Genomic DNA, 24,371 nt, shown 5'->3' on the forward strand with positions numbered 1-24,371 from the left:
CTTTCCTAAAGCCGCCTAGTCAATTTTTAAAAAAATAATGGCAATAGGTTTCTTTGTCATGCACATTTTTGAAAATACAATGAAAATAATGAGTGTGCAGGCCATTCCAATCCAATTTCCAGTAATTTTGGTTCATTTCACCCGGAAAATTGTTATTTATTCCGAGACTCTATTAAGATGTCAAACAGGATGTACTTTATTATATCAAAAAATGTGTAATTTGTTAACGGATTATCACAAATTAATCACATATTTTCACACATTTAAACGGATTTCTAGTTAAAGAAAAAAGTAGCGTTGCTCGCTACTTTCCCCAATGTTTATAAATAAATTCATCCCGACCTGATTTTTCACGATCTTCCTTGTATGCCATCGGATTTTTTTTATAAAATTGCTGGTGCTCCTCCTCGGCTGGATAAAAGGTTGCCATCGGTAATATGCTTGTCACGATGGGCTTTTTAAATTTTCCACTCTTCTCAAGTGCTTCTCTCGACCGCTCGGCAAGCGCGCGCTGCTCTTCGTTTTCATAAAAGATAGCTGTACGATATTGCGGTCCCCTATCGTGAAATTGCCCATCTGGATCTGTCGGATCAATTTGTGGCCAATAGAGCGATAACAATTTCTCGAATGGAAACAACTCAGGAACGTATGTAATGTGAACCACTTCATAATGACCAGTTGTCCCGGTTTTTACTTGTTCATATGTTGGGTTTTCGACCGTCCCCCCTGCATAACCAGATACGACACTTTCGATGCCAGGTTGTTTATCAAACGGCTGAACCATACACCAAAAGCAGCCTCCAGCAAACATCGCTCGTTCTAGACGTTTTTCCACTATTTCTCCCCCTTTTACAATCGTAATCGAATTATAGCATAGGCAGTACATACCTGAAAGCTCGTTGCTTATAGGAGATAGACTAGTTTTACAACTCGTACGCTTCACAAAGATTATGCAAAAGAGGTTTCCACAGGGATAAGAATATGTTATTTTTAAAAAGCATTATTTATAAACATGCAACCGTTAAGTAAGGTGGTTTAATAATCATGAAAACGTCGTGGAATATGAAAGGTTTTTTACTATTTATTCTTCCTTCTTTTTTTGGGGTCTTTTTATTTATGGTTCCGATTCGAACGGAAGATGGTTATAGCATACCCGTAGCGATCCTTGCTAATTCCGTTCAGACATGGCTTTCTCCCATACTCCCTGGACTACTAACAGCACTGATCGTGATCTCCGCTTTGATTAGCGCCTATGCAACGATACGAAAACCGGTCTTTTTTAGCGAGAAACCGAATGTATCAAAGCTCGTTGTCGTTTCGCCATTTTGGCTTGTTGTTCGTTTGATCGGTGCCATGTTTGCTGTGGTTACGTTCTTTACTTTAGCTGATGAAGCCATCATTGAAGTAACTGGTGGATTGCTGTTATATGATTTGATGCCGGTCCTTTTTACTGTCTTTTTATTCGCTGGTTTTTTCCTTCCGCTCCTGCTGAACTTCGGTTTGCTAGAACTGTGCGGAGCGCTCTTAAATCCCCTGATGCGCCCACTATTTAAGCTTCCTGGTCGTTCGGCCATTGATAGCTTGGCATCTTGGATGGGAGATGGAACGGTAGGGGTCATGTTAACGAACCAACAATATGAACAAGGTTATTACTCAGAACGAGAAGCCGCCGTTATCGGAACGACTTTTTCCGTCGTTTCTATCACGTTCAGTATTGTCATCCTTGACAAAATGGACTTAATGAATTATGTCCTTCCATACTATGGAACGATCGTCTTGGCAGGATTCATCGCTGCGATTATCATGCCGCGAATTCCGCCGCTTTCACGGAAAAAAGAACGATATTATACGAATGAACCGAGCGTTCATGAGTCTCGTCCTGCTACTAGTTCCTTATTGTTATGGGGATTGACAAAAGCGATGAACAGAGCACGGAACAACTCTGTTAAAGACTTGTTCCAAAAAGGGCTTTTGACAGTTGGTGATTTATGGATTGGGGTTTTACCTGTGGTGATGGCCTTTGGAACAGCCACCGTCCTACTTGCAGAAACGACTCCCCTTTTTGAATGGCTCGGCATTCCATTTGTCCCGCTGTTGGAGCTAGCACAAATTCCTGAAGCAATTGAAGCCTCGAAAACAATGCTCGTCGGATTTGCCGATATGTTCTTGCCAGCCATATTAGGGAGCGAAATTGAAAGCGAACTGACTCGTTTCGTGATCGCTTGCTTGTCAGTCACTCAGCTCATTTACATGTCTGAAGTGGGAGGCTTGCTCCTCGCCTCTAAGTTACCGATCCGCTTTATCGATTTAGTGCTTATCTTCCTAGAACGTACGATCATTACACTTCCTATTATTATCATGATGGCCCATCTCATCTTTTAAATAGGACCGTCTATGTCGTTTGCACATAGGCGGTTTTCTCATGGTCATACACCCTTTTAGACATGTGGCATACTATACAGTGTGAACAATATCTTGAAAGGATGAAAGCTCGTGCAACACACCGATCAAAGTCGTCCGCAAATGATATCATCTGTGGAGCCTTTCCTTTTTCAAACCCTTCAATCCACACTTGGCCGGCACGTCGTCATCCAGACGACAAAAGGGAGCATGCGGGGAAGGTTAACAGATGTAAAGCCAGACCACCTTACCTTACAAATGGAGGATGCGACGTTCCTTATTAGAACCCAAGAAATTGTATGGGTTCTGCCAAAAGCATAAAGCTCCGCCTTTGCTAGGCGAAGCTTTATGCTTCTTTTTATTCATAAACAAATTCAATTTCGTCGTACTTACGACTATACTTCACTTTTAAGTCGAGATCTTTAAAATACCACAAGTCCTCATTTTCAATGTAAAAGGTAACGCCATCCACCTCCGACTTTGCCCCGATTTCCTTTGGCGTCTCTTGGCTAATCCCCAAGGAGAAGCCACTTTGAATCGAACCACATCCACCGTATCGTGCATAAAAACGAATATTCTCTCCACCTTCTAAGCCAAATTCATCTTTAAACCATTGAAGCGCTGGCTTCGTTATTTGAATGTTCATCGTTTCACTCCTTCTGATGCCTTGCGTTCTTATTTCTACTGCCCATCCTAACAAAGAACATCCAATAGGATTGATAAGCTTATGTTCCTTAAAATTAGCTTACCAAAAAATCTCGCTTGAACAAAGACATTGGCTTACAAATGTATTAACTTGCCTTTCTTTCGGTGATCTTCTTTTAGGATGCAAGCTTGTCAGAAGAGGTTATTGAGCTTTTTTGCTCCAGCCTGTTTTTTTGAAGCTTCTCACGAATGAATGGAAGCACGTAGCGGTCACCACCAAAACGACCAGCATTAGCACCAGCAACAGAAATGAAAATCGTAAGCAGAATCATCCACGGATTGGAGGAGATTGTTCCAGCAAACAGGAACGAGAAATTCATCATTAATCCGAAAAAGGCGGCTGCAGTCGTCAAGACACCTAAGAGTAGACCAAGTCCAACAAGCAATTCCCCCACGCAACCATAAAACTGAATGTATCGGCATTAGGCAACGCAACATGTTCGATAAATGTATGGTAGCGAGGGTACTGTTCAAGTACTGCTTCATTTCCAACCACACCGAATAAATAACCTTCTGCACTAAACCCCTCGGTTACCTTCCCCCATCCTGCCGTTAGCCATTGCCAGCCAATATATAGACGAAGCACCGTGATGAGGCTTGCAGCATAAACATTTTCTCTTAAAAATTTCATGATCATTATTAAGTCCCCCTTTTTCTCTAAAATACTTTGTGAACAATTTCACATAAATAACGAAAGAAAAAAGTTGTTTACTATTTCACATTAGTTTTCAAACACCCTTTTCCTTTCACCTTTATTATGCCACAATAAACTTTGTGAAAATAATCACAAAGTTGAACAGATTGTGACAATTGTCTGATATAAATCCATTTTTTTCTTATATCTTTCCTTCAGGAAATTTTTTTTATCATGTGCATAAACTGGACAACAAAGGGGTGGAACGTCATGAAATATGGGAAAAAGCAAAAAACGATTTTTTATGCTGAATTATTATATAAATGGGGCGTCATCTCTAAAAATCAAAAAGATCAACTACTCAAAAAGATACAAAACGAATAACTTTATTCAACTTTTGGGCGTTTGCTGCATTTATTAATAAAAGAACGAAAAAGCAGAAGACGCCCTTGAATTATTTTTTTACGATGACAATCAATCCACGATCATACGATCCTATGATTCTCTTACTGTTTCGTTCTCACGGCGTCGATCGCACTAAAGGAGGCGAAGCAAGAATGGTACAATTGTATCAGCCGAAACGACATTGGAAAGACATTTCTCTTTGGAAAGACGTGACGGAATCACAATGGAACGATTGGCTCTGGCAACTAACCCATACGATCCGAACCATCGATGATTTAAAGCAAGTGATTAATCTAACAGAAGAAGAGGAAGAAGGCGTACGTATTTCAACGAAAACGATTCCGCTAAACATTACGCCCTACTATGCCTCACTCATGAACCCAGACGATCCACGTTGTCCAATTCGAATGCAATCGGTTCCGATCTCAAAAGAAATCGAAAAAACAAAGTATGATATGGAAGATCCTCTTGCAGAAGATGAAGATTCTCCTGTTGCCGGGCTGACCCATCGCTACCCAGACCGTGTGCTTTTTCTCGTGACGAATCAATGTTCCATGTACTGTCGTTACTGTACAAGACGGCGTTTTTCCGGCCAAATTGGTATGGGGGTCCCGAAAAAACAAATGGATGCCGCCATCGACTACATTGCCCAAACCCCAGCAGTACGAGACGTGCTACTTTCAGGGGGCGATGGCTTACTAATCAATGATCAAATTCTTGAATACATTTTAAAGAACTTGCGAGCGATTCCTCATGTGGAAATCATTCGGATTGGAACGAGGGCTCCGGTTGTGTTTCCACAACGAATCACAGATCACCTTTGCTCTATTCTAAAAAAATACCATCCGGTCTGGTTAAATACCCATTTTAATACATCATTGGAAATCACAAAGGAGGCGAAGGAAGCCTGTGAAAAGCTAGTCGACGCTGGTGTGCCTGTCGGAAATCAAGCCGTTATCCTTGCCGGAATTAACGACAGCACTCACATTATGAAAAAATTAATGCATGACCTTGTCGCCATCCGCGTCCGCCCTTATTATGTATACCAGTGTGACCTTTCAGAAGGAATCAGTCATTTCCGCGCCCCAATTTCTAAAGGCATCGAAATTATGGAAGCGTTGCGCGGGCATACGAGTGGCTATGCCGTACCGACCTTTGTTGTGGATGCCCCTGGAGGCGGTGGGAAAGTCACACTCCAACCGAATTACATTTTATCGCAAAGTCCAAGCAAAACGGTATTGCGCAACTTTGAAGGGGTTATCTCCACCTATCCAGAACCTGACCATTACGTTCCAGGGAAGGCGGACGATTATTTTGCCAAAATGACCGGAATTACAGGAGATGAAAGGAGCATCGGAATTCACCGGCTCATGAAGGATGAAGAAATCAATCTTGTGCCGAAAGGGTTGAGGCGGTTAGAGCTACGTTCTGTTTATGAACAAGATACAAGGCATCGGTCCTTAAAAGATTTACGTGAAAAACGCGATCAACTAAAGGAGAAGAAATGGCTAGCAGAACAGCGAAAGCTACAAGAAGGGAAGAAATCCGATGAAATGTAGATGGTGCGAGGTGGAAAATCCTATCAATCGAACGATGACGACTTACTGGGAGTTACCGTCAGGATTACGCGCCATCCGATTGAAAGCGGTTCCATCTATCTATTGCTCTCACTGTCATATTGAAGAAGTGGATGAGACAATTTTAGAGGAGCTAGAGGATCAATTGCTACTTGTTGACGAATCTGCCATTCCTGATGAAACGACCTATGAACAGTTAATGAAGATGCCTCGACGATTAAAACGGAATTATTTTAAGCTTTAAAAACCTAATCCCACTCCTTCTGGATGGAAGATGGAGGTCTTCCGAAGGGTATGAGCCTGTTTACCGAACCATTAATCGGTTCCGTGTTCATGCGGAAATTTAAGACCTCCTCCGTGACTGGGTTGCATATTTTAGTGTCCTCTTACGGACAATCGAGTGAGATGCTGATCAATCAGCAGACGATCCCATGAATCAACAGAAAAAAGTTCGGATCATCAAAATAAAATGATTCGAACTTTTTTTATACGTTTGGCTAGTTTTGTCCCAGCCCCAGTATATGGCTAACGAATGTTAGTAGCGGTAAGTCGCTTCGTCCAAATATTCATATCCTCGAACCCTGTTCCGATTATACAATTGTTTACCATCGTTCCCTCATAGGAAAATCCCCGTTTTTTGATCGTCACATTCATCCCGAAGGAGTGAGACCTTGTAATGGAATAAACGTTTTCCTCGCCTTCTTCCCATAACCATTGCTCTAACTCACATAAAACAGAAGATAAATACCCGTTTCCTCGCGCTTCTTTTTTTGTTGCGCAATCGGTTATTTCCCAGCCACCGAATCCGTTTGGTACCGCTGAGGCCGCGCAAATTATGTCCGTACCTTCCTTAACTCCAACGAATTTTGCCCCTTCTTTCATCGTTTGCTGCAAATATTGTGCAGAAAACACATCTGTCGGATAACGCTCAAACACATGGCGATACAATTGAGCAAGTGAATCCGTATCGGCTTCATTCAGACGCTGTACAGCGTGAGAGGAAAGCTCTAATGTCCGCTCAATCTTTTGTACATAGGATAATACCTCCCGGTGAAGACGCTCATGATCCGAGTTTTGTCTGTCTTCCTTTAAAAAGAAGGAGAAAACGTTCGCTTGGCCATTATGAAAATAAGTAGAAACCGCTCCTTCTTGTAACCATCCTTCTTCACAAAAAAAATGGGCGCATGACTCGTGGACGTAGGCAATCATCTTACCAGTTACGCGACTTTTTTTACGATAAGCGTTTTCGAGCGCTTCCTTGGCGTTCGTTTTTATCGATAGAACGATCCGTTCATTGCGATCATCCCGTTCGACTAACCATGGAATATCCAATTGTTTATACCTCCCTAATCCGAACCGACTGGCGATTGACCTCAAGTTCGGCTTCTGTGTACGTAAGCACATCTTCGATCGTATAAGGGGCAAAAACCTCTGTCAACTGAAAGCGCTCTCCTTTTCGCTGCAATACTGCCATATCGGTAATAATCATATCAACGCATTTTTTCGCTGTTAACGGATAACTACAACTTTTTACAATTTTCGGTTCTCCCTGACGATTGACATGATTCATTAAGATAATGACCTTGTTTGCTTTTGCAGCAAGCTCCATTGCCCCACCAATTCCAGGCACCTTTCTCCCTGGTACGATCCAATTAGCCACATCCCCTTGTTCACTCACTTGCAGTGCCCCTAACATCGTTACATCCAAACGACCACCGCGAATTAACGCAAAGGCTGTCGCACTATCCACATACACGCCCCCTATTTTTAACGTAACAGGGAAGCCCCCAGCATTGCATAAATGCGGCTCCTCTTCTCCCTTTTTCGGACTTTTCCCCATGCCAATAATTCCATTTTCAGCATGGAACCAAATGTTCTTTCCTTCGGCAACATAATCGACAACAAGGGACGGAATGCCGATCCCTAAATTCACGATCATGTGATCGGTTAACTCTTCCACTGCACGCTTCACCATTTTTTCCTTTTCCCAATTTATTCCCACATCCACTTCCAGTCCACCCCCTCACTCTCGACCAATCCATCGACAAAGGCCCCAGCTGTAACGACCTCTTCTGGATCGAGTTGGCCGAGCGGAACGAGTTCCTCTACCTCAGCGATCGTATACCGACCTGCCATTGCTATGAGTGGATTGGTGTTCCGCGCGCTCTGATCATAGACAAGGTTTCCAAACGGATCGGCTTTTTTCGCATAGATGAGACTTAGATCAGCACGTACTGGCTTTTCCAACAGGTAAGAGGTGCCGTCCACAACTACTCTCTCCTTCCCTTCTGCTACAATCGTATCCATCCCTACATCTATAAGGATTCCGCCTAATCCGACACCTCCAGCCCGAATTCGCTCCATTAACGTTCCTTGAGGCGAAAACTCAACTTCAAGCTTTCCTGCCTGCATCAGTTCACCAGCGATTGGATTGGACCCGATATGGGATGTAATTAAACGCTCAGCTTGCTGAGAACAGACGACCGGGCCGATGCCAATCGTCGGAAAGCCTGCGTCGTTTCCGATTAGTGTAAGATTTTTCGTCTTAGATTCTTTTAACCATTTGACGAGCGTCGGTGGGGTGCCGATCCCGCCAAACCCTCCGTACATGATAGACATCCCGTCCTTAAACCGTTCCAATACGTCATGTTTGCTCATTTGTTTGCTCATGTCTCAGCCCCCAACAGCTGTTTTTCGACTCGTTCAAGTGTCCTTGCTAATTTTCCTAACAATTCACATCGTTCCTCTTTCGTCAACGTGAAAGGTGGAGCAATTAAACAACCAGCTCCTTCCCCCTTTAATCCGGCAGCTGATGGATATAGCAAAAGGCCTTGCCGTTGAGCCTCGTTTACGACAACAGCCGCCACTTGAGCCTCTTTCGGAAAAGGTGCTTTTGTCGCTTTATTTTTCACAAACTCAAGCCCGATGAGCAGCCCCTTCCCTCTCACATCCCCTACGATCGCCGAGGCCGCTTGAATCTCCTGAAGGTCCTCTATCAGCTTTTCACCAATTGTAGCTGCGCGTTTTACGAGATCGTGTTTTTTTACGTAGTGGAGTACGGCTAACCCAGTAGCACAGGATAAAGGATTGGCGCTAAACGTGTGACCGCTCATAATAAGGTTCGACCCTGCTTGAATTGGCTCAAGCACATGGTCGGCGACAACGGTTGCAGCGAGTGGGGCGTACCCTGCGGACAACCCTTTGCCTAAAGTGACAATGTCAGGCGTCACATCCCAATGTTCAATCGCCAGTTCCTTCCCTGTCCGTCCCATTCCCGTCATCACTTCATCGCAAATGAATAAAATGTCGTGCTGATTGAGCACTTGTTTTAGCGCTTCATAGTATCCTTTCTCCGGTACTAATGCCGTTCCCGCAGCGCCAACAATCGGTTCGGCGATAAAAGCTGCGATCCTGTGAGGTCCGATCTGCTCGATCAGGTGATCAAGCTCTTCCGCATAGTCAACACCAGACATTTCTCTCACTTGTCTGTACGGATACGGGGGAGATAAAAATGGGGGCCGGTCTAGCATTCCTTCAAATCGTTGTCTCCGTTCATAATGGCCTGACAATGAAAGCGCTCCTTGAGTAATTCCGTGATAGCTCATCCATCTAGAGAGAATGAACGTTTTCTCAGGATATCCGCGCTCTTGCCAATATTGAATCGAGATTTTAATCGCTGTTTCGGTTGCTTCTGAGCCACTGTTCACAAAAAAGCTATGATTCAATTGACCTGGCAGTTGTTTCGCTAATTTCGTAGCGAGCCTCTCTGCCGGTTCATTCGTAAACTGAGAGCGATAGACGAACGACACTTTCCGAGCCTGTTCGTACATCGCCTGGACAACTTCATCCACCCCATGGCCGATCGATGCGGTGACAGCTCCGGAGCAAGCGTCAAGATAGCGCTTTCCATCCATATCATAAAGCGCTGCTCCTTTCCCGTAGGAAGCACACGGATAGTTTCTGTCAAGCAGTGGTTTTATTAAATAGCATTCATCCTTCGCCATCGCGTTCCCCCCTTTCACCTATTCTCATTCTATTCGACGAAAAGAAGCGTCATGCTAGGAAGGAGGAGGCATCGATTAAGAACGAACGCATTGACATCGCATCCACTCTTAATGGCAAAAGCAACCGTTTTCCTTCTCCTTGGTCCTTTATAAGAAATGAAGCCTTCTTAAAGCGCAAAAAAACCCGGCAGATGCCGAGTTTTTACGTCATTTATATGCTTTGCCTTTCGTTAAATGGCACGGGACGCCATAGCCAATCGCTCCAGGCTTTCGCATTTTTTCCATATAAGAAATTCCGATGGTACACTGCGTTCTACATCGTTCACACACATCAGATGTTACCACCTTCATGTTATATTTCGTTTTCTCCTCTTTTGATAGCTGTACGAAGTTTCCTTTTTTGTTTGATCCTTTTTTCAAGGCTGCCCCATCCCCTCCATTCAAGATAGGATAGTGTATGTGAATGAGGGGTGGTGGGTGAGTGTTTATCCTTTTTGCAGCAAGGAATCGAGCATCTCGACAAGCTGTACGATTTCCGGTTTTCCGATTTGGGCATCCGCCCCGACACGCTCCCCTTTATGATAAAGGTCTTCTGTAATAAGGGAAGAAAAGATCACGACAGGAAGGTTGGATAAAACCGAATCCGTTTTTACACGCTTCGTTAAGTGATGTCCATCCATTTGCGGCATTTCAATATCTGAGATCAATAAATCGACGAAGTTTGTTGCTGCTTGTCCGTGTTGCTCCACTAATGTGTGTAAAGCTTCCCATGCGCCTTTTCCATTTTCGAAGAAATGGAGATTAACATAGCCCGCTTCGTTTAAAGTATCCTTTAATAGGTTGCGCAATACAGCTGAATCTTCGGCAATGTAAATCTTTTTCTCTGAACGCTCCCGCACGCCGAGCGCGCGAACCTTTTCAATGCTAAGCCCTGCCTCTGGATTGATGTCTACCACAATTTTTTCAAAATCTAATAAGAGCGCCATCTGACTTTCAAGCTTGACGATTCCGATTGTATGCGCGTGCCCGCTATGGAAAAGCTGGCTCGGCTTTTCAATTTGCTCCCAAGAAATTCGATGAATCCGCGATACTTCGTGGACATGAAACGCTACTTTTAACCGATTGAATTCGGCAATAATCAACTTATCTTGTTGCGGATTCGAAGATGGCGGCAAGTTCAACACTTGGGCTAAATTAATAACAGGGATGACTTCCTGTCTTAACCGAATAACACCTTCAATATGAGGATGACTGTTTGGCGTTTCGGTCATTGGCAATGGGTTGATTATTTCCCTGACCTTTAACACATTGATGCCAAACAAACCACCTGCAATCGAAAACATAATGATTTCTAATTCATTCGTCCCACTCTCTAGTAAAATGTTAGATGTATGATCGCTCATGTACGATTCTCCATTCTTAAGACATTGTTACTATTAAGTATACTGGATAACCACTAAATTAACAACTATCATATCAATACTTTTATCCTATTTCTCTAATTTCTTTGCCTCAACTTCTTCTTCCTTAGCGAAGATCAAGGTGAACGTCGTTCCTTTTCCTTTCTCACTGTCAACGAAAATGGTTCCACCCATTTGCTCAACTAATTGCTTTGTAATTGCTAGCCCGAGTCCTGTCCCGCCATATTTCGAGTTACGGGAGCGATCCGCACGATAAAACCGATCCCAGATAAATGGTAATTTGTCACTATCGATCCCTTCTCCATTGTCCGAAACGGAAATGACGTTTTTCCTATCTTCAGCGTAAAGGGTAAGATTAATGGTTCCATTCGAAGGTGTATGACGTATGGCGTTGCTTAACAAGTTTTGCATGACTTGCTCAAGACGACCTGAATCCACAAGGGAGAACAAAGGAGAATGCTCTTTATGAATGGCCAGCGTGACGTTCTTTTTCTTTCCTTCAATGGTTGAGACCCGTACCGAGCGTTCAACGACGGCTTCTAAGTCCGTTTTTGTTAAATGAAACGAAACGTTTCTCTCTTCCAGCTTCATTAACTCGAACAAGTCGCCGACTAACCGCTCCATCCTTATTGCTTCTTCATGAATGATCATTGCTTGATCCTTCCCATCTTCCGTTAAACCCTCTCGCTTTTTCAATAAAGCAGCGTACGCCTTAATGTACGTAAGAGGGGTTCTCAACTCATGGGAGATGTTTGAAATCAGCTCATTCCGTGATTCTGTTAGTTGTTTTAACCGACTCGCCATCTCATTAATGCTGCCCATGAGATCTCCGATTTCATCGCTACCGTGAACAGGAAGTCTTGTATCAAATGCGCCTTTTGCTATCTTTTTCGTCGCTTTCTGTACAGTTTTGATCGGCGCGGTTACCTTTCGAATAAGCCCATAAAGTAACGCCCCAGACAATAGCAAAGTCAAAGCTCCCATCATCGCTGTAAGCATGACGAGATTGGTCCGAGTGTGCTCAAACAACCCTGTATCATGGTCTAAGAACAAATAACCGGCAACGTGCCCGCCTTGATGAACAGGAACGGTAGCCCATACGTGAGGGATGTGCTCTTCCATCACATGAACGAGCTCAAGCGTTACTTGGTCATTCACGTCATTTGATTGAATCCAATCGACATATCGCTTAATCCAACGCTGATCATGCGTATTCCCAGCCATCATCGGTTCAAACTGTTCATTTAAAATCAGGAAGACATTGTCCTCCTGACGTTGCTCCATCCAAAAGACGTGCTCCTGCGTGTCGGCAGCCCAAGATTGTTCAAGGATCTCACGATGCGCCAGCAACCTTGATGTGATATCCTTTTCAAGCTGCTCATAGTAAAACTGTTTAGATAGTACATAAAATGACAAGCTCATGGCCGCGATAACGACCAATAAAAATCCACCGACGACCACCGTAAATCTAGTCGCAACGTTCATTGATTTATCCCCTCATGTTCCACATACTTATAGCCAACGCCCCATACTGTTTGGATCACGGTACTATCAGCTCCGACTTTTTCAAGCTTGTCACGGATGTTTTTAATATGGGCATCCACATTTCGATCATAGATTTCCACTTGGCGATCCCATGCCAAATCTAGAAGTTGTTCTCTTGTATATGTTCGTCCAGGGTTACTGAGTAATCTGTGCAATACCCGGTATTCGGTCTTTGTTAAACCGAGTGACTGACCAGCAAAGGAAATGTCGTGTGCTTTTTCATTAACCTTGAGCTGTTTTTCCTCACCCTTTCTTGATGCAAGCCCACCTTTACGTCTTAACACCGATAAGATCCGCGCGTTTAATTCATCGGGCTCGAACGGTTTGACGATATAATCGTCGGCTCCTTCATTTAGTCCACGAACGATATGCTCCGTTTCCCCTAGTGCGGTTAACATAATAATGGCAACATCCTCCTGTAAATGACGAAGCTGTGCGATGAGCGAAAAACCATCAACATCTGGAAGCATAATATCGAGCAACACAAGGTCAAATGGCTCCGCTTTCAAGCGATCCATTGCGGCTAAGCCGGATGCAGCCGTCTCTACAAGATAGCCTGCTTCTGATACGCAAACCGTAATTAACACTTGCATCTTTTTCTCATCATCAACAACTAACACTCGCCTTTCCATGTCCATCTCCCCTTTAAATGAAAGAAAACATTGCTTGCCCTAGCATAAGACAAGCAATGCGTTTGATCAATGGTGATGTCCTTCATCTGATTGATGGGCAGATACAATTTCTAGCCTTTCGTCAATCACACCTTGCACTTGATAGGAAACCCGGTCCACATCACCAATGATATAGCCGTGATTGTAAGGACCTTCTGTCGGATCATCTGCAAATACCGGCTTCAACTTCGCTAAATATTCGTACACTGGCTGAGTTAACTCACCCTCATCGAGCCAAATTAGCGGGCTGTGTTTTCCTAAATGAGCGAGTGGAGCAGCGGCAATAGCTAGCTCAGCATCGTTTGTCGATGAAAAAACGAGTCCATGTCCAGGAGATGTAATATCCCAGCCAAAGTCGGTCGCTTCATCCTTATATGATGAGAAAGCAATCGCTTGTTCGACAGGGGTATCCCCTTCAATCCGTTTGACTTCTCCGTATGCTTCAAGTTCTGATGCCACGTTTTCTGAAATGATCGCTTCAGGTCCAAGCAAATAAATGATCGCCTCCCCACCTCGCGCTTCGAGTGCCTCTACGGTTTCTTTCGGAATCGCACCGTCTTCAACGAATAGAAGTGACTCATTCATATGGGCAATCCAATAAGCAGCAGGAATCGTAAAGCCCTTTGCATCTTCATCCAGCGAACCGACAAGCACTGCTTGCGGTACATCGCCAATCGTTTCAATAAATGATTCTTCAATCAGCTTCCCATACTCTGGAGCTGAATCTGCCGTAATTTGGGCAATCGTATAAGCGGATAATTTGTCTAACTCAGCTTGCGGCAAATCCCCAATGACCAAAATCTCTGTGCCTTGATCATTCCCGAGGGGATCGAGACGGGCAATCTCTTGAATCACCTCGTCCGAAATCGTCCCATCGTAATAAAGCATCGGTCCGTTATTCGGATGGTGAACGAGGGTCAACGAGGCAAGAGATGCTCGCCAATCTGTTACGGAAGCCAACATAACCGTATTCGGTTGATTTTGCTCATGTGTTGCTGGCCAGCCCATTTGTGAAAGTTGAATCGCAAACGAAATGGGATCATTTTCTGCTAGCCTTGTCGTATTTTTAGTTTGTAACGTCTGGAGATGGTTGCTCGCTTCTTCCCGTAAAGCGTGTGGCGGGGTCACCGCCTCTTCCTCCAGCATACGACGATCAACCTGCTCCTCGGTTACTTCCTCCTGTTTTTCTTCCACTACGTCATGATCCTCATGGGGAGAATCTGAACTTGGACTACAAGCAGCGATGATCGCAAGGAGTAGCATGCCCGCCACCATCGGTTTCCAACTTCTCATATGTACGCCTCCTTTCTTCTTTAAGCTAACGGAAAAATTTAAAGAAAATATGAAGAAACGTACGTACCTTAATTTTTTAACGATCGTACCATTCCTTTACTTTTTCAAGATCCTCGATTAACTGCTTCAATTCCTCTTCATTAAGTTTAATTGGCATTTGATCATACAATGTAAGAATTTGTCCACCCGTCTCAAACTGATGTGCTGTTAAATAGTGGTACAAAGAAAGAAGTTGCCCTTCTTTGAGCGTTGACTCTGCTTGAAAGTGCTTAATTTTTTGTAAGGTAAATTCGTTGCGGTTTTGATCAAATTCACCGGAAAGGATATTTCCTTCAAGCTTCATGTATTATCACCCCTTTATGTTCCGTCTTGCTAATAGGGTGTCAACATTTTCTTTTCTTATCATGACCAACAGGGTTATGTTTACAATTCGCTAAAATATTTCCCATTTTTCTCTGTTTTATATGCTAAATTTTAGGAGGAGAAAAGTTAAAAATTTCAGAATGATTGGAGATAACGGTTCATGAAAAATCACTTGCACACGATCATGGAGGATTGGAAGCTGTCTGGAACAGCGTTAATGAAAAAAAGGGAGGATATACCGTTTATTGCTAGCCTCGGTTTTGCTAATCGGGCAGAGCGAATACCCAATGAGCACCACACGCGCTTTGGCATTGCTTCAGGCTGCAAACTCTTTACGGCAATCGCGATTTGCCAGCTCGTGGAAGCGGGTAAGCTTTCCTTTGACACACCGCTATCTGACTGGTTAGATGCTCCTTTTCCGAATGTCACAATCCACCACTTGCTCACTCATACATCTGGAGTCCCAGACTATTTTGACGAGGAAATCACAGATGACTTTGAAGATTTATGGAAAGACGTTCCGATGTATCATCTTCGCCGTTTAAAGGATTTCTTACCATTGTTTCAGCATGCACCGATGAAATTTCCTCCCGGCCACCGGTTTCATTACAATAACGCTGGCTTTATTTTATTAGGTTTGGTTGTTGAGAGTGTTAGCGGTGTAACGTTTCAAGAATATGTGGAAGCGAATGTTTTCCAGAGGGCAGGAATGCACGAGTCTGGATATTTCGCCTTTGATACTTTGCCGGCTAAAACCGCCCTCGGTTACATTGATTTAGAAGACGGTTCTTGGAAAACGAACCTTTATTCCTTACCGGTCATTGGCGGCTCAGATGGCGGAGCGTATGTCACAGCAGAGGATATGATGAAGCTGTGGCTTGCACTCATGAGGCATGAACTATTAAACGAAACCTACACACAACAGTTGCTCACGCCCCATGTTCATTGTGAGGATGACGACTATTACGGCTACGGTGTATGGATCAAGCAACAGGATGGAGCAATCAGCAAATATCATGTTATGGGCTATGACCCTGGTGTTTGTTTTCACTCAGCCTTCTATCCAACCTCAAACGGAATTGTCGTCGTCTGCGCAAACCAATCGTCTGGAGCCTACGATGTGATGGCAGCGATTGAAGCCCTATTTTCAGAAGCATAAAACTAGTTCACCGTAACGGTGTTTGGTTCTGAACAGCTCTCATTTAGGAAAAGGTAGTTGAGGCGAGTTCACTTTCAGAATAATAGCGAATAGGCATCCCTTTAGAGGTAGCGAACTCAATCTCTTTTCTCGTACTGCGACCAATATAACCGTCCACATCAAGGACGAAAATTTCGTCTGACATCTCTATTTTTCGCCTGTGAATGTTTTCAAACATCTGTACTTGTTCTTCCGTAATCTCAATCCCTTCACTTTGCTCAAAAAAACCGACGCTTAACACAACATGTCCTTTTAGCGTCAAATAAGCACTGGCTTGTTCAAACTGTCTCTTGAACTTCGTAGAACCACATAATGTTATCACCTTCATCGTACCATTCCTTTCTTCCGTTTATGTCCCTATTGTACAACAGAGAAGAGGAATTTGTTTTTTGTTTATTGAAAAGAAGAAGAGACATCAACACAAAAATCGGGTGAACCGTAGCTCAAACGGTTCACCCGATTTTATGGCTCCAAGGTGCTTTTGAAGCAAGCCCCTGAGTTTTATATATGAACGGTGATGTCCCCTTCATCACGAAGCTTCCCAAAAAGAACTTCCAATTGCTCTTGTTCTTTTTCTGCGATCAATCGCTGTTCAATATTACTTTGCAGCTCTTCAAAAGTGGGTAGCTCGTCTTCCGTATAATACTGCTTTTCTTCTTCATAACGAGCTTGGATTTCTTCTTCGGTCACGTTAATCTCTTCGGTTTCCTCTTCGACGTATTTTTGTTGGCGGACGTAATGCTCAATTTCCTCTCGTAGCTCATCCATGGAGGAGCCACCTTCCTCTAGGGCTTCCATTAATGCTTCTTCCGAAGAAAATTGTGCCACGATAAACGCCAACTCTTCGTCAATTTCCTCTTCGGACACTTCAATCTCTTTTTCAGTTGCGGCTTGCTGAAGCAATTGTTCGTTTATGAGTTGCTCAATCGTCTGCTCTTCAATGAGCGAGATCATTTGCTTCCCTTCTTCTCCTTCAAGCGAAATACCGTATTGAGCCATGGTCATCATTTGCTGCTCAAGGACCATTACATAGGTTTCTTTGTCAATCGATTCCCCATTTACGGTGGCGACAGGATCAGGGAGATTGTTAATGTCAATAATCTCTTCAATCGAGGGAATTTCACCACTCGCTTCTCCATCTATGTTCTTCTCTACATCTTCTTGTTCTTGTTCTTGTTCTTGACCGTTACAAGCCATTAGGCCAATTGAAAGTGCAAACACTCCAACGATCAATCCTACCTTTTTAACCAATGACGACTCTCCTTTCGTTGATCAAGCCTGTCGCCATTGTAACATACAAGGAATTGAAGTCTAAAACTTCCCTCTTCTGATGCCGGCTCTCAAGGCCAAAATGTAAAAAACAATCAAAGCAAAAGCCTTTTAATAACAGGCACAAAACAAAGTAGCACGCCAATTTTAAAAAATGATGTAAGAAAAGCGCAAGGCTTATTTTCCCCTGATCACATAGGCTTGACCCAATACCTTCCTGATTCTACGATAACGTCCAGCGAACAACCAAAGGCAGCGGTGATCGTTTCTTTTGTGAGCACCTCATCTTTTCGCCCTTGCGCAACTACACGCCCATCTTTAAGCATGAGCACATGGGTGATAAACGGTTGAATTTCTTCTGGATAATGCGTGACATAGAGAAAGGTCGGGGCTCCTTTCGTCGTTGCTACTGATTCAAGCGTCTGAAGCAACTGTTCACGAGCAATAAGATCAAGACCCGTTGTCGGCTCATCTAGAATAAACAACTCAGGTTTTGCTACCCATGCCCTCGCGAGGAACGCCCGTTTCCTCTCTCCTTGCGAGAGGGTTAAAAAGCGCTCATCCGTTAGATGGGTAAGGCCAAACGTTTCGATGGCCGCCCCCGCTTTCGATACATCAGCTTCCCCTAACGGTTCATAAACACCGACTGTACCGTGAAGCCCGCTCAGCACAATCTCGAGCACAGTATCTTGACCTTTCGTATGGAATCGATCATCTAATGACATGCTCACCCAGCCAATTCGTTTTCGAACTTCTTGAATCGGCACTTGGCCATAGCGATTTCCTAGTACGGCTACATGTCCCTCAGTTGGCCATTCATAGCCTGTGATTATTTTCAATAATGACGTTTTTCCAGAGCCATTCAAGCCAACGATTGCCCAATGCTCCCCTTGCTCCACTTGCCAGGAAATTTGCTGTAAAATCGGCTTTTTCGCTTTCCGTAGTGTGACCTGTTCGACCTGTAAAATGTCTGCCACGTCCATCACCTCATACATACGAAATCGGTGTTGCTTTCAAAAAATTGTCCCATGCAAATCCACGAACTAGCTCTTCATCGTACCGCTTCAATAATTCGTCCATGAACCATTGAAATCTCCCTGCATGTTCCAAACCATCCACAAAGCAAGGGATACCATCAAAATCGGAGCCAAAGCCGACATGCTTTTGCCCCCCGAGGGAACAAATATGCTCAATATGCTTCATGACATCATCGATTGAAGCATCATCGGTCCCCGTCAAAAAATGAGGGTGAAACACGATGCCTATAAAACCACCCGCCTCCATTAAGGCCTTTAGTTGAGCGTCGGTTAAATTTCGTCTATGATCACATATCGCTTTTGCGTTGGAATGAGTCGCGACCGGGAACTGTGCATACTCGATCACATCCCAGAAGCCTCGTTCACTTAAATGGGATACGTCCGTCAATACGTGGTGTTCATTGTTTAATGAAACGACGGCTTTCCCCCATTCCGTTAGACCTCCGCCCCTAGGCTCTCCAACACCGTCCGCGCATAGATTCGCCTGATTCCATGTCAGACCTAGAGAACGAACACCGAGGCGATAGAGCGTCTTTAGCTTTGTCGGATCATCACCAAACGGGTCCGCACCTTCCAATGTTAAAATCGCTCCTATCTGGTCATCATCAAGGGTCAGCAAATCGTCCCAACGTTCAATAAACGTAAACTGAGGATGCTTTTTTAAAATTTTTTCGTGAAAGAGCTCCGCTTGTTGTAAGGCGACTTGGAACTTTTGATCAAAGGGAATGTCGGGTTCGACGAAGATCGCAAAGCATTGTGCCCTTACCCCACCTTCCATTAAACGGACAGCATTGGCTTCAATTGCTGGATCATCTGTATATTCCTTCGCAGGGTCTTCCCACAGCTTGAGTAAAGCATCACAATGGGCATCGAAAATACGCAACCATTTCCTCTCCTTTCTCTCGAATGTGCTTTCACTTTCACCGACATTGAACCATATATATAGAGTAACGAACATAGGTAAAGGAGGCTATTCATATGAGTCGCGAGGAGAGCGGTAAAAGCAAGCTCCCTAACGTATATCAAGATTTTTTACGTTCCATCGATGATTTTTTTTCTAAATCGTTTCAACATCTCCATGATAATGGGATGTTCGCTCCTTCCATTCCGATTCGCCAATACGAGAAAGGAGAGCAGTTTATCATTGAAGCCGAACTTCCAGGCGTATCCAAAAACCAAATTCAGCTAGACGTTTTCCCCCAATATGTACGTATTCGCATTCATGAAGAAGAAGTACTTGAAATGCGGGAAGATGAAAAAGGAATCTACTCAAAATCCATCTCAAGTCAAGCGAGAGAACGAGTGATTCCTTTCCCATACCCCGTGCAAGAAGGTGATATCAAAGCGAGATTACGAAACGGCTTATTGACGATCGCGATTCCGAACCATCGGAAACGTATCAACATTGAATAATTGGAGCGAAAGGAGGCGTTGACATGTACAACCTGCATCCTCGTCAAACATGGTCTCAAGGTGCCTATTACCAACAGCCTTTTCAGCATTCGACTTGGCCAAATCATCCCCAACCAACTAGCTCTGGATGGGGACAAATGTATACGAGCACAGGCCCTAGCTTCCCACCGCCTTTTTACCCAAATTACTTTTCTCAGCAAAAGCCTAAAGCTTCCCCATGGAAAGCGGCTTTTACGAATCAGGATGGCACCTTTGACATTAATAAAACGTTTCAAACCGTGGACCAAGTGGTGAAAACTGTTAATCAAGTGACACCCCTTGTGAAGTCTGTCGGTTCGATCTTTATTAAATAAACCAGCCTTTACATCGTGCGAATCGATTGTCCGTAGGCTAATGTTTGATTTCGATTGATCAGCTTGAATCCTTGAGAAGGAACAAAATCTACTTTGACTTCCTCGCCAATCTCTTCGGCTGCCTTCTCATCATATATCCACGTCATTTCATGAAACGACTGGACGTGGTCGTCTTGATTTACGTGATCGTACGCTAAATAAAACTCAATCATCGTGCTGCATTCGTACGTATCTCTTGCCACAATTCGAATTGCACGATCGCCAAGCTCCAGCTTATCCAGCTGGCTTTTTGCAGATTCTGTTACTATGATTTTCACAAAGCATCCTCCATTCATCGTTATGTAGCAGAAAAGGAGTCCTAGAGACTCTTTTTCTGCTCATCATAGACAAGTGCGAACGAACTTAAGAGTTGGATTCAGACTCCGTTTGAAATTGGCGTACGGATTGGTTCAATTCATGGCTTGCTTCTTGAAGCTGTTCGGCTGCTTCTGTAATCCGCTGAAGGGCTGTAACCTGCTCGTCTGTTGACGCGTTTACTTCCTCGGATGTCGCCGCGGCTTGCTCTGCCACTTCCACTACTGCCTCGATACGTTTGACAAACTGGCTGTTTTGCTCAGCAAGTGTACCGAAATCCTCTTGGACACTAGCAAGTGTTTCGTTCATTTGCTTAATGAGGCTTGCCATGTGAAGGAACGTATTCTCTGTTTCATCGACTGAATCCGACTGTTCAGAAAGAATGCTTCGCGCTTGCTTCATGTCCACGATGACCTGCTTCGAGCGATTGACGATTCCCGTGATCGTATCACCTACACGAACGGTTTCATGTGACGATTGTTCTGCAAGTCGGCGAACCTCATTCGCTACGACTGCAAACCCCTTGCCGTGCTCCCCTGCTCGCGCCGCCTCAATACTTGCGTTTAAAGCAAGGAGATTCGTTTGCTCCGACAAATGGTTGATCGTGTGGATCACTTCGTTGATTTCCATAATATGATCGGATAATTTAAGCAATCCGTCTTCCATCTGATCAAACACTGTGTTCGCTTCCAATGTCTTCGTTTTTAGATGCTGAACTTTCTCTGAGCCTGATTGTCCAGCCAAACGTGTTTCATTGGAAAGGCTGCCGACCTCTGTCATGGATAAGCTCATTTGCTCCATTTGCCGTGCCAATTGGTCAATTTGACGCTTAGCTTCATCCAAATGCTCCACCTGCGTTGTTGAACCTATGGCCACATCGCGGACAGCCAAAGCAATTTCTTCGCTTGAGGCAATTGTCTCTTCCGAAATGGCCGTCAGATGATCAGCTGCTTCTTGGACGTGGGCGGTAGAGCCTTTGACAGTCGTAATGATCCCTCTTAATTGTACGAGCATTTCTTTAAAACTTTCTGTTAATTGCCCTACTTCATCGTTTCCTGCAGCTCTTACGTCAACGGTAAGGTCACCGGACGCCACCGTTCCGACGTGTGTTCCTAGCCGGCTAATTGGCTTTGTAATCGAACGAGCTACCAATATGACAATCATCATTCCGACGATTAAAGCAATAACGGACACAAGGATAATCCCATTTCGCACGGTATTTACATCTTTTAGCATGTTATCCCGCTCAAATTCCATTCCAACGATCCAACCGGTTAACGGTACGGTTTGGAAAAATAAAATCGTTGATTCACCATCTGTTCGTCCATTTTCCGAATCTGAGGTTGCCTGTATCACTTGCCCATACAGCTCATCCTCAGTCACTGTTTCTCCAAGTAGCGTCGGATGAACAATTGCAGTACCTTCACGATCAAAAAGGAAGATCGTTCCATCGTAATTCATCTCGATACTTCCGAGAATATCAGAAAAATCATTTAATGTCATATCAATCCCAGCAACCCCTTGAGCCTGTCCACGTTCATCCAAAATCGCCTTCGCGACAGTCATGACGATTTCTCCGTCCTCTATGCTCACATACGGACTAGTCCAAACAACCTCCGTAGGGGACGCCATCGCCAGTTCATACCACGGACGAGTCGTCGGATCAAAATCATCCGGCAAATCAACAGTAGGAACGGTCTCAATTGTTCGCCCTTCTGTTGCTACATAACTCAACTGAATGTTCGGATGTAGTTGTCCGTATCCGGCTAATTGACCAAGTACCTCTCCACTTACGTCTGATGAACCAGCGTCGATTTGCTCATTCACATAGGTTAATGTACGCGGATCATTTGCAAGCAATTGCAATTGATGAACATGCTCTTGTATGTATCGTTCCGTATACCGGCTCACCTCCTGTAAGACGGTTACCGCTTCATTTTCTACTTGCCTCTCAATGGAGCGTGACATTTGCATGTACGTAATAAGTGACACCGCCATTAGGACCATTAGTAGCGTCATTGAAAATAAGACTGTTAGTTTCTTTTGAATCGATTGCTTAAACAAAAGGTAATCTCCTCTCTAAGTTGTCATTTTTCTTGATCGTCAAAGACACAATCATCCTACCTAGGACAATTGGTCCTCCACCGTCATATTGTACCTAATTACCTATGAAATTTCTATCATTGTTTGAAATTTCTCTGAAATCAAAAGATTTCTTTTGTTAAGCAAAGGCTTTCATGACTGCTTTATCCATTTTCTAGTAAATTTCAAGCGTTACATTCACCTGTTGCAACTGGCTCCGCTCCTCTACCGATGAGTCTGATTGATACCTACTGTACGCAGCTCCTGTCTCACAGAGGCGATGCCTTCCTGTTATCATTTGAACGAAATGGCGGTCTGCATGAGAGAATCGACGATGATCGCATGTTAATAATAATCCTCCTCTTTATTTGACTGAATTTTCAGAAAAAAATTAGCCATCTATACATGAGTATACCGCACGCAACGATAAGAAAAAAGCAGCCACTTCAAAGCGAAGGACTGCTATTTTTCAGCTATGGCAGGGAGGGGATGGAACGATTTTTTGTAGACGAAATGATAGACGGTCATACCTAACGCTCCAATGAAAGCTGAAAGGGCAAGATAGGAATAGAGTGTCGGGATACTGAATGCTTGAATCATCCAACCGCCGAATAACGAGCCAAAAATTCCAGAGAGCCCAAAGGTTGTCGAGATAAACAGCACATGCCCTGTCGCTTGTAAATGCTTCGGAATCAAATGGCTTACAAAGGCAAAGGCCGCCACGTAAAACACCCCAAAGGTCATGCCATGTAACGTTTGTAACGGCAAAAGCAGCCACGGTACAGCGACCATGCTCACGAGCCACCAACGGACTCCGTAGAAAACAGCTGCAAAAATGACAAATCCGATCGGGGAAAATTTTCGAAACCATAAAGTACTCGTGGCAAGAACAGCCGCTTCGGTAGCAACCCCGATAAACCATGCCCAGCCTATGTATGATTCAGGCCCGCCTAATTCGACAATATAGATGCTGAGAAAGATATCATTGGTCCGGTGGGTAACCGTAATAAACACGATACATACTAAGAAAAAGAAAATTTTCGGATCAATCGCAAGTTTCAAAGCACTTAATAAGGTGACTGGCTTTGTTGTATCTGAAAAATCCTCCAAGCCAAACGATAACCATAGCGAGATAACCGTGACGACAAGCAATGGCACCATAATATATGTCACCCCGATGGCAGCTAAAATATAGCCTACAGCGAGGGACGTAAAACCAAACCCGAGCGAGCCCCACATGCGAATTTTTCCAAAAGAGAGACGCCTGTTGATCGCTGTTTTTTGCGCAAGACTATCACCTAGTGCCGTCGTTGGCGACAAAAACAAAAACAGAACAAACATCATAATAAAATAACCAGCAAAGCTGGCAGCACCCATAAAAGCAAAAACGGCCACGATCATCCCAATTAGGGCAATTTGAAGCATTCGTTTGATCGATTTATATTTATCGCTTAAAAAGCCCCACGTCGGCTGGGCTAAGATCATAGCGAAAGGCCCCACCGCCATAAGCACTCCAATTTCCCCTGCCGTAAGTCCGACAGCTGAAAAATAAACGGGTAAGTAGCTCGTGACAATGGTCATCGACGAATAAGCAAAAAATAAATAGGCCATAAGCCGATAGACCGACTGAACACGTATCATAATTTC

General features: G+C 44.0%; 26 protein-coding genes and 1 pseudogene. 7 read left to right on the forward strand and 20 right to left on the reverse strand.

The window, feature by feature from the left end:
• Positions 1 to 304 precede the first annotated feature (304 nt).
• Positions 305 to 811 carry a peptide-methionine (S)-S-oxide reductase MsrA gene (msrA, locus tag E2L07_RS02350; RefSeq protein ID WP_041821603.1) on the reverse strand — a complete coding sequence of 169 codons (507 nt, stop codon included), beginning with the start codon at positions 809 to 811 and terminating at the stop codon, positions 305 to 307.
• A gap of 233 nt (positions 812 to 1,044) precedes the next feature.
• Between msrA and E2L07_RS02355 the strand changes: the two genes are divergently transcribed.
• Both E2L07_RS02355 and E2L07_RS02360 read left to right on the forward strand, forming a co-directional pair.
• Positions 1,045 to 2,382 carry a YjiH family protein gene (locus E2L07_RS02355; protein WP_134228742.1) on the forward strand — a complete coding sequence of 446 codons (1,338 nt, stop codon included), beginning with the start codon at positions 1,045 to 1,047 and terminating at the stop codon, positions 2,380 to 2,382.
• A 111-nt stretch (positions 2,383 to 2,493) separates the two neighbouring features.
• Positions 2,494 to 2,721 carry a YuzF family protein gene (locus E2L07_RS02360; RefSeq protein ID WP_412733917.1) on the forward strand — a complete coding sequence of 76 codons (228 nt, stop codon included), beginning with the start codon at positions 2,494 to 2,496 and terminating at the stop codon, positions 2,719 to 2,721.
• Between the two features lie 37 nt (positions 2,722 to 2,758).
• On the opposite strand, the gene E2L07_RS02365 is transcribed toward E2L07_RS02360, so the two are convergent.
• Positions 2,759 to 3,046, reverse strand: coding sequence for a HesB/YadR/YfhF family protein (locus E2L07_RS02365; RefSeq protein ID WP_010898408.1), 288 nt, complete (start codon positions 3,044 to 3,046; stop codon positions 2,759 to 2,761).
• 175 nt (positions 3,047 to 3,221) lie between these two features.
• Positions 3,222 to 3,742 (reverse strand): annotated as a pseudogene (locus tag E2L07_RS02370) (DoxX family membrane protein).
• Positions 3,743 to 4,296: 554 nt separating this feature from the next.
• Between E2L07_RS02370 and kamA the strand changes: the two are divergent.
• Entirely contained in the window at positions 4,297 to 5,703 is a 1,407-nt protein-coding gene (kamA, locus tag E2L07_RS02375) for a lysine 2,3-aminomutase (RefSeq protein ID WP_134228743.1), read from the forward strand.
• Positions 5,693 to 5,965, forward strand: a complete 273-nt coding sequence (locus tag E2L07_RS02380) for a YokU family protein (RefSeq protein ID WP_134228744.1) — start codon at positions 5,693 to 5,695, stop codon at positions 5,963 to 5,965. Before kamA ends, E2L07_RS02380 begins: the two co-directional genes overlap by 11 nt.
• Before the next feature lie 281 nt (positions 5,966 to 6,246).
• Here the strand turns inward: E2L07_RS02380 and ablB are convergent, their stop codons facing one another.
• From ablB to E2L07_RS02430, 10 genes are all read right to left on the reverse strand, one after another.
• Positions 6,247 to 7,053, reverse strand: coding sequence for a putative beta-lysine N-acetyltransferase (ablB, locus tag E2L07_RS02385; protein WP_166740006.1), 807 nt, complete (start codon positions 7,051 to 7,053; stop codon positions 6,247 to 6,249).
• A gap of 4 nt (positions 7,054 to 7,057) precedes the next feature.
• Positions 7,058 to 7,729 (reverse strand): 3-oxoacid CoA-transferase subunit B, encoded by a 672-nt coding sequence (locus tag E2L07_RS02390; RefSeq protein ID WP_134228746.1) that lies wholly within the window; start codon positions 7,727 to 7,729, stop codon positions 7,058 to 7,060.
• Positions 7,714 to 8,391 carry a CoA transferase subunit A gene (locus E2L07_RS02395; RefSeq protein WP_134228747.1) on the reverse strand — a complete coding sequence of 226 codons (678 nt, stop codon included), beginning with the start codon at positions 8,389 to 8,391 and terminating at the stop codon, positions 7,714 to 7,716. Before E2L07_RS02395 ends, E2L07_RS02390 begins: the two co-directional genes overlap by 16 nt.
• Positions 8,388 to 9,725 carry an aspartate aminotransferase family protein gene (locus tag E2L07_RS02400; RefSeq protein ID WP_134228748.1) on the reverse strand — a complete coding sequence of 446 codons (1,338 nt, stop codon included), beginning with the start codon at positions 9,723 to 9,725 and terminating at the stop codon, positions 8,388 to 8,390. The genes E2L07_RS02395 and E2L07_RS02400 overlap by 4 nt, the downstream gene beginning before the upstream one ends.
• A gap of 207 nt (positions 9,726 to 9,932) precedes the next feature.
• Positions 9,933 to 10,145, reverse strand: coding sequence for a hypothetical protein (locus tag E2L07_RS02405; RefSeq protein WP_053431031.1), 213 nt, complete (start codon positions 10,143 to 10,145; stop codon positions 9,933 to 9,935).
• A gap of 65 nt (positions 10,146 to 10,210) precedes the next feature.
• Positions 10,211 to 11,128: a chemotaxis protein gene (locus E2L07_RS02410; RefSeq protein ID WP_134228749.1), complete on the reverse strand. Its 918-nt coding sequence runs from the start codon at positions 11,126 to 11,128 to the stop codon at positions 10,211 to 10,213.
• A gap of 87 nt (positions 11,129 to 11,215) precedes the next feature.
• Positions 11,216 to 12,631, reverse strand: coding sequence for a HAMP domain-containing sensor histidine kinase (locus tag E2L07_RS02415; protein ID WP_134228750.1), 1,416 nt, complete (start codon positions 12,629 to 12,631; stop codon positions 11,216 to 11,218).
• Entirely contained in the window at positions 12,628 to 13,323 is a 696-nt protein-coding gene (locus E2L07_RS02420; RefSeq protein WP_134228751.1) for a response regulator transcription factor, read from the reverse strand. The genes E2L07_RS02415 and E2L07_RS02420 overlap by 4 nt, the downstream gene beginning before the upstream one ends.
• 66 nt (positions 13,324 to 13,389) lie before the next feature.
• The gene (locus E2L07_RS02425) at positions 13,390 to 14,655 is read right to left on the reverse strand and encodes a cell wall-binding repeat-containing protein (protein WP_134228752.1); all 1,266 of its coding nucleotides are present in this window, start codon (positions 14,653 to 14,655) and stop codon (positions 13,390 to 13,392) included.
• Between the two features lie 76 nt (positions 14,656 to 14,731).
• Positions 14,732 to 14,998 (reverse strand): hypothetical protein, encoded by a 267-nt coding sequence (locus tag E2L07_RS02430; protein ID WP_134228753.1) that lies wholly within the window; start codon positions 14,996 to 14,998, stop codon positions 14,732 to 14,734.
• Positions 14,999 to 15,178: 180 nt separating this feature from the next.
• On the opposite strand from E2L07_RS02430, the gene E2L07_RS02435 reads away from it, so the two are divergent.
• Complete coding sequence (locus E2L07_RS02435) at positions 15,179 to 16,177, forward strand: serine hydrolase domain-containing protein (RefSeq protein WP_134228754.1); 999 nt, start codon at positions 15,179 to 15,181, stop codon at positions 16,175 to 16,177.
• Between the two features lie 43 nt (positions 16,178 to 16,220).
• Here E2L07_RS02435 and E2L07_RS02440 read toward each other — a convergent pair whose 3' ends face one another.
• The 4 genes from E2L07_RS02440 to E2L07_RS02455 all read right to left on the reverse strand — a co-directional run bounded on the left by E2L07_RS02440 (position 16,221) and on the right by E2L07_RS02455 (position 19,405).
• A complete protein-coding gene (locus tag E2L07_RS02440; protein ID WP_010898424.1) occupies positions 16,221 to 16,544 on the reverse strand; it encodes a DUF4406 domain-containing protein in 324 nt (107 codons plus the stop codon).
• Between the two features lie 173 nt (positions 16,545 to 16,717).
• On the reverse strand, positions 16,718 to 17,467 hold the full coding sequence (locus E2L07_RS02445; protein WP_134228755.1) for a SurA N-terminal domain-containing protein: 750 nt from the start codon (positions 17,465 to 17,467) through the stop codon (positions 16,718 to 16,720).
• 209 nt (positions 17,468 to 17,676) lie between these two features.
• Complete coding sequence (locus E2L07_RS02450) at positions 17,677 to 18,462, reverse strand: ABC transporter ATP-binding protein (RefSeq protein WP_134228756.1); 786 nt, start codon at positions 18,460 to 18,462, stop codon at positions 17,677 to 17,679.
• A 10-nt stretch (positions 18,463 to 18,472) separates the two neighbouring features.
• Positions 18,473 to 19,405, reverse strand: coding sequence for a dipeptidase (locus E2L07_RS02455; protein ID WP_134228757.1), 933 nt, complete (start codon positions 19,403 to 19,405; stop codon positions 18,473 to 18,475).
• 95 nt (positions 19,406 to 19,500) lie between these two features.
• Between E2L07_RS02455 and E2L07_RS02460 the strand changes: the two genes are divergently transcribed.
• Both E2L07_RS02460 and E2L07_RS02465 read left to right on the forward strand, forming a co-directional pair.
• The gene (locus E2L07_RS02460) at positions 19,501 to 19,935 is read left to right on the forward strand and encodes an Hsp20/alpha crystallin family protein (RefSeq protein WP_010898428.1); all 435 of its coding nucleotides are present in this window, start codon (positions 19,501 to 19,503) and stop codon (positions 19,933 to 19,935) included.
• Between the two features lie 23 nt (positions 19,936 to 19,958).
• Positions 19,959 to 20,288 (forward strand): YppG family protein, encoded by a 330-nt coding sequence (locus tag E2L07_RS02465; protein WP_010898429.1) that lies wholly within the window; start codon positions 19,959 to 19,961, stop codon positions 20,286 to 20,288.
• An 8-nt stretch (positions 20,289 to 20,296) separates the two neighbouring features.
• Here E2L07_RS02465 and E2L07_RS02470 read toward each other — a convergent pair whose 3' ends face one another.
• The 3 genes from E2L07_RS02470 to E2L07_RS02480 form a co-directional block, all read right to left on the reverse strand.
• Positions 20,297 to 20,605: an iron-sulfur cluster biosynthesis family protein gene (locus tag E2L07_RS02470; protein WP_243854887.1), complete on the reverse strand. Its 309-nt coding sequence runs from the start codon at positions 20,603 to 20,605 to the stop codon at positions 20,297 to 20,299.
• Between the two features lie 85 nt (positions 20,606 to 20,690).
• A complete protein-coding gene (locus E2L07_RS02475; RefSeq protein ID WP_134228759.1) occupies positions 20,691 to 22,706 on the reverse strand; it encodes a methyl-accepting chemotaxis protein in 2,016 nt (671 codons plus the stop codon).
• Between the two features lie 480 nt (positions 22,707 to 23,186).
• Positions 23,187 to 24,365 carry an MFS transporter gene (locus tag E2L07_RS02480; protein WP_134228760.1) on the reverse strand — a complete coding sequence of 393 codons (1,179 nt, stop codon included), beginning with the start codon at positions 24,363 to 24,365 and terminating at the stop codon, positions 23,187 to 23,189.
• Between the last annotated feature and the right edge of the window lie 6 nt (positions 24,366 to 24,371).

Origin of the sequence: Halalkalibacterium halodurans, assembly GCF_004376175.1 — a bacterium.
Lineage (GTDB): Bacteria > Bacillota > Bacilli > Bacillales > Bacillaceae_D > Halalkalibacterium > Halalkalibacterium halodurans.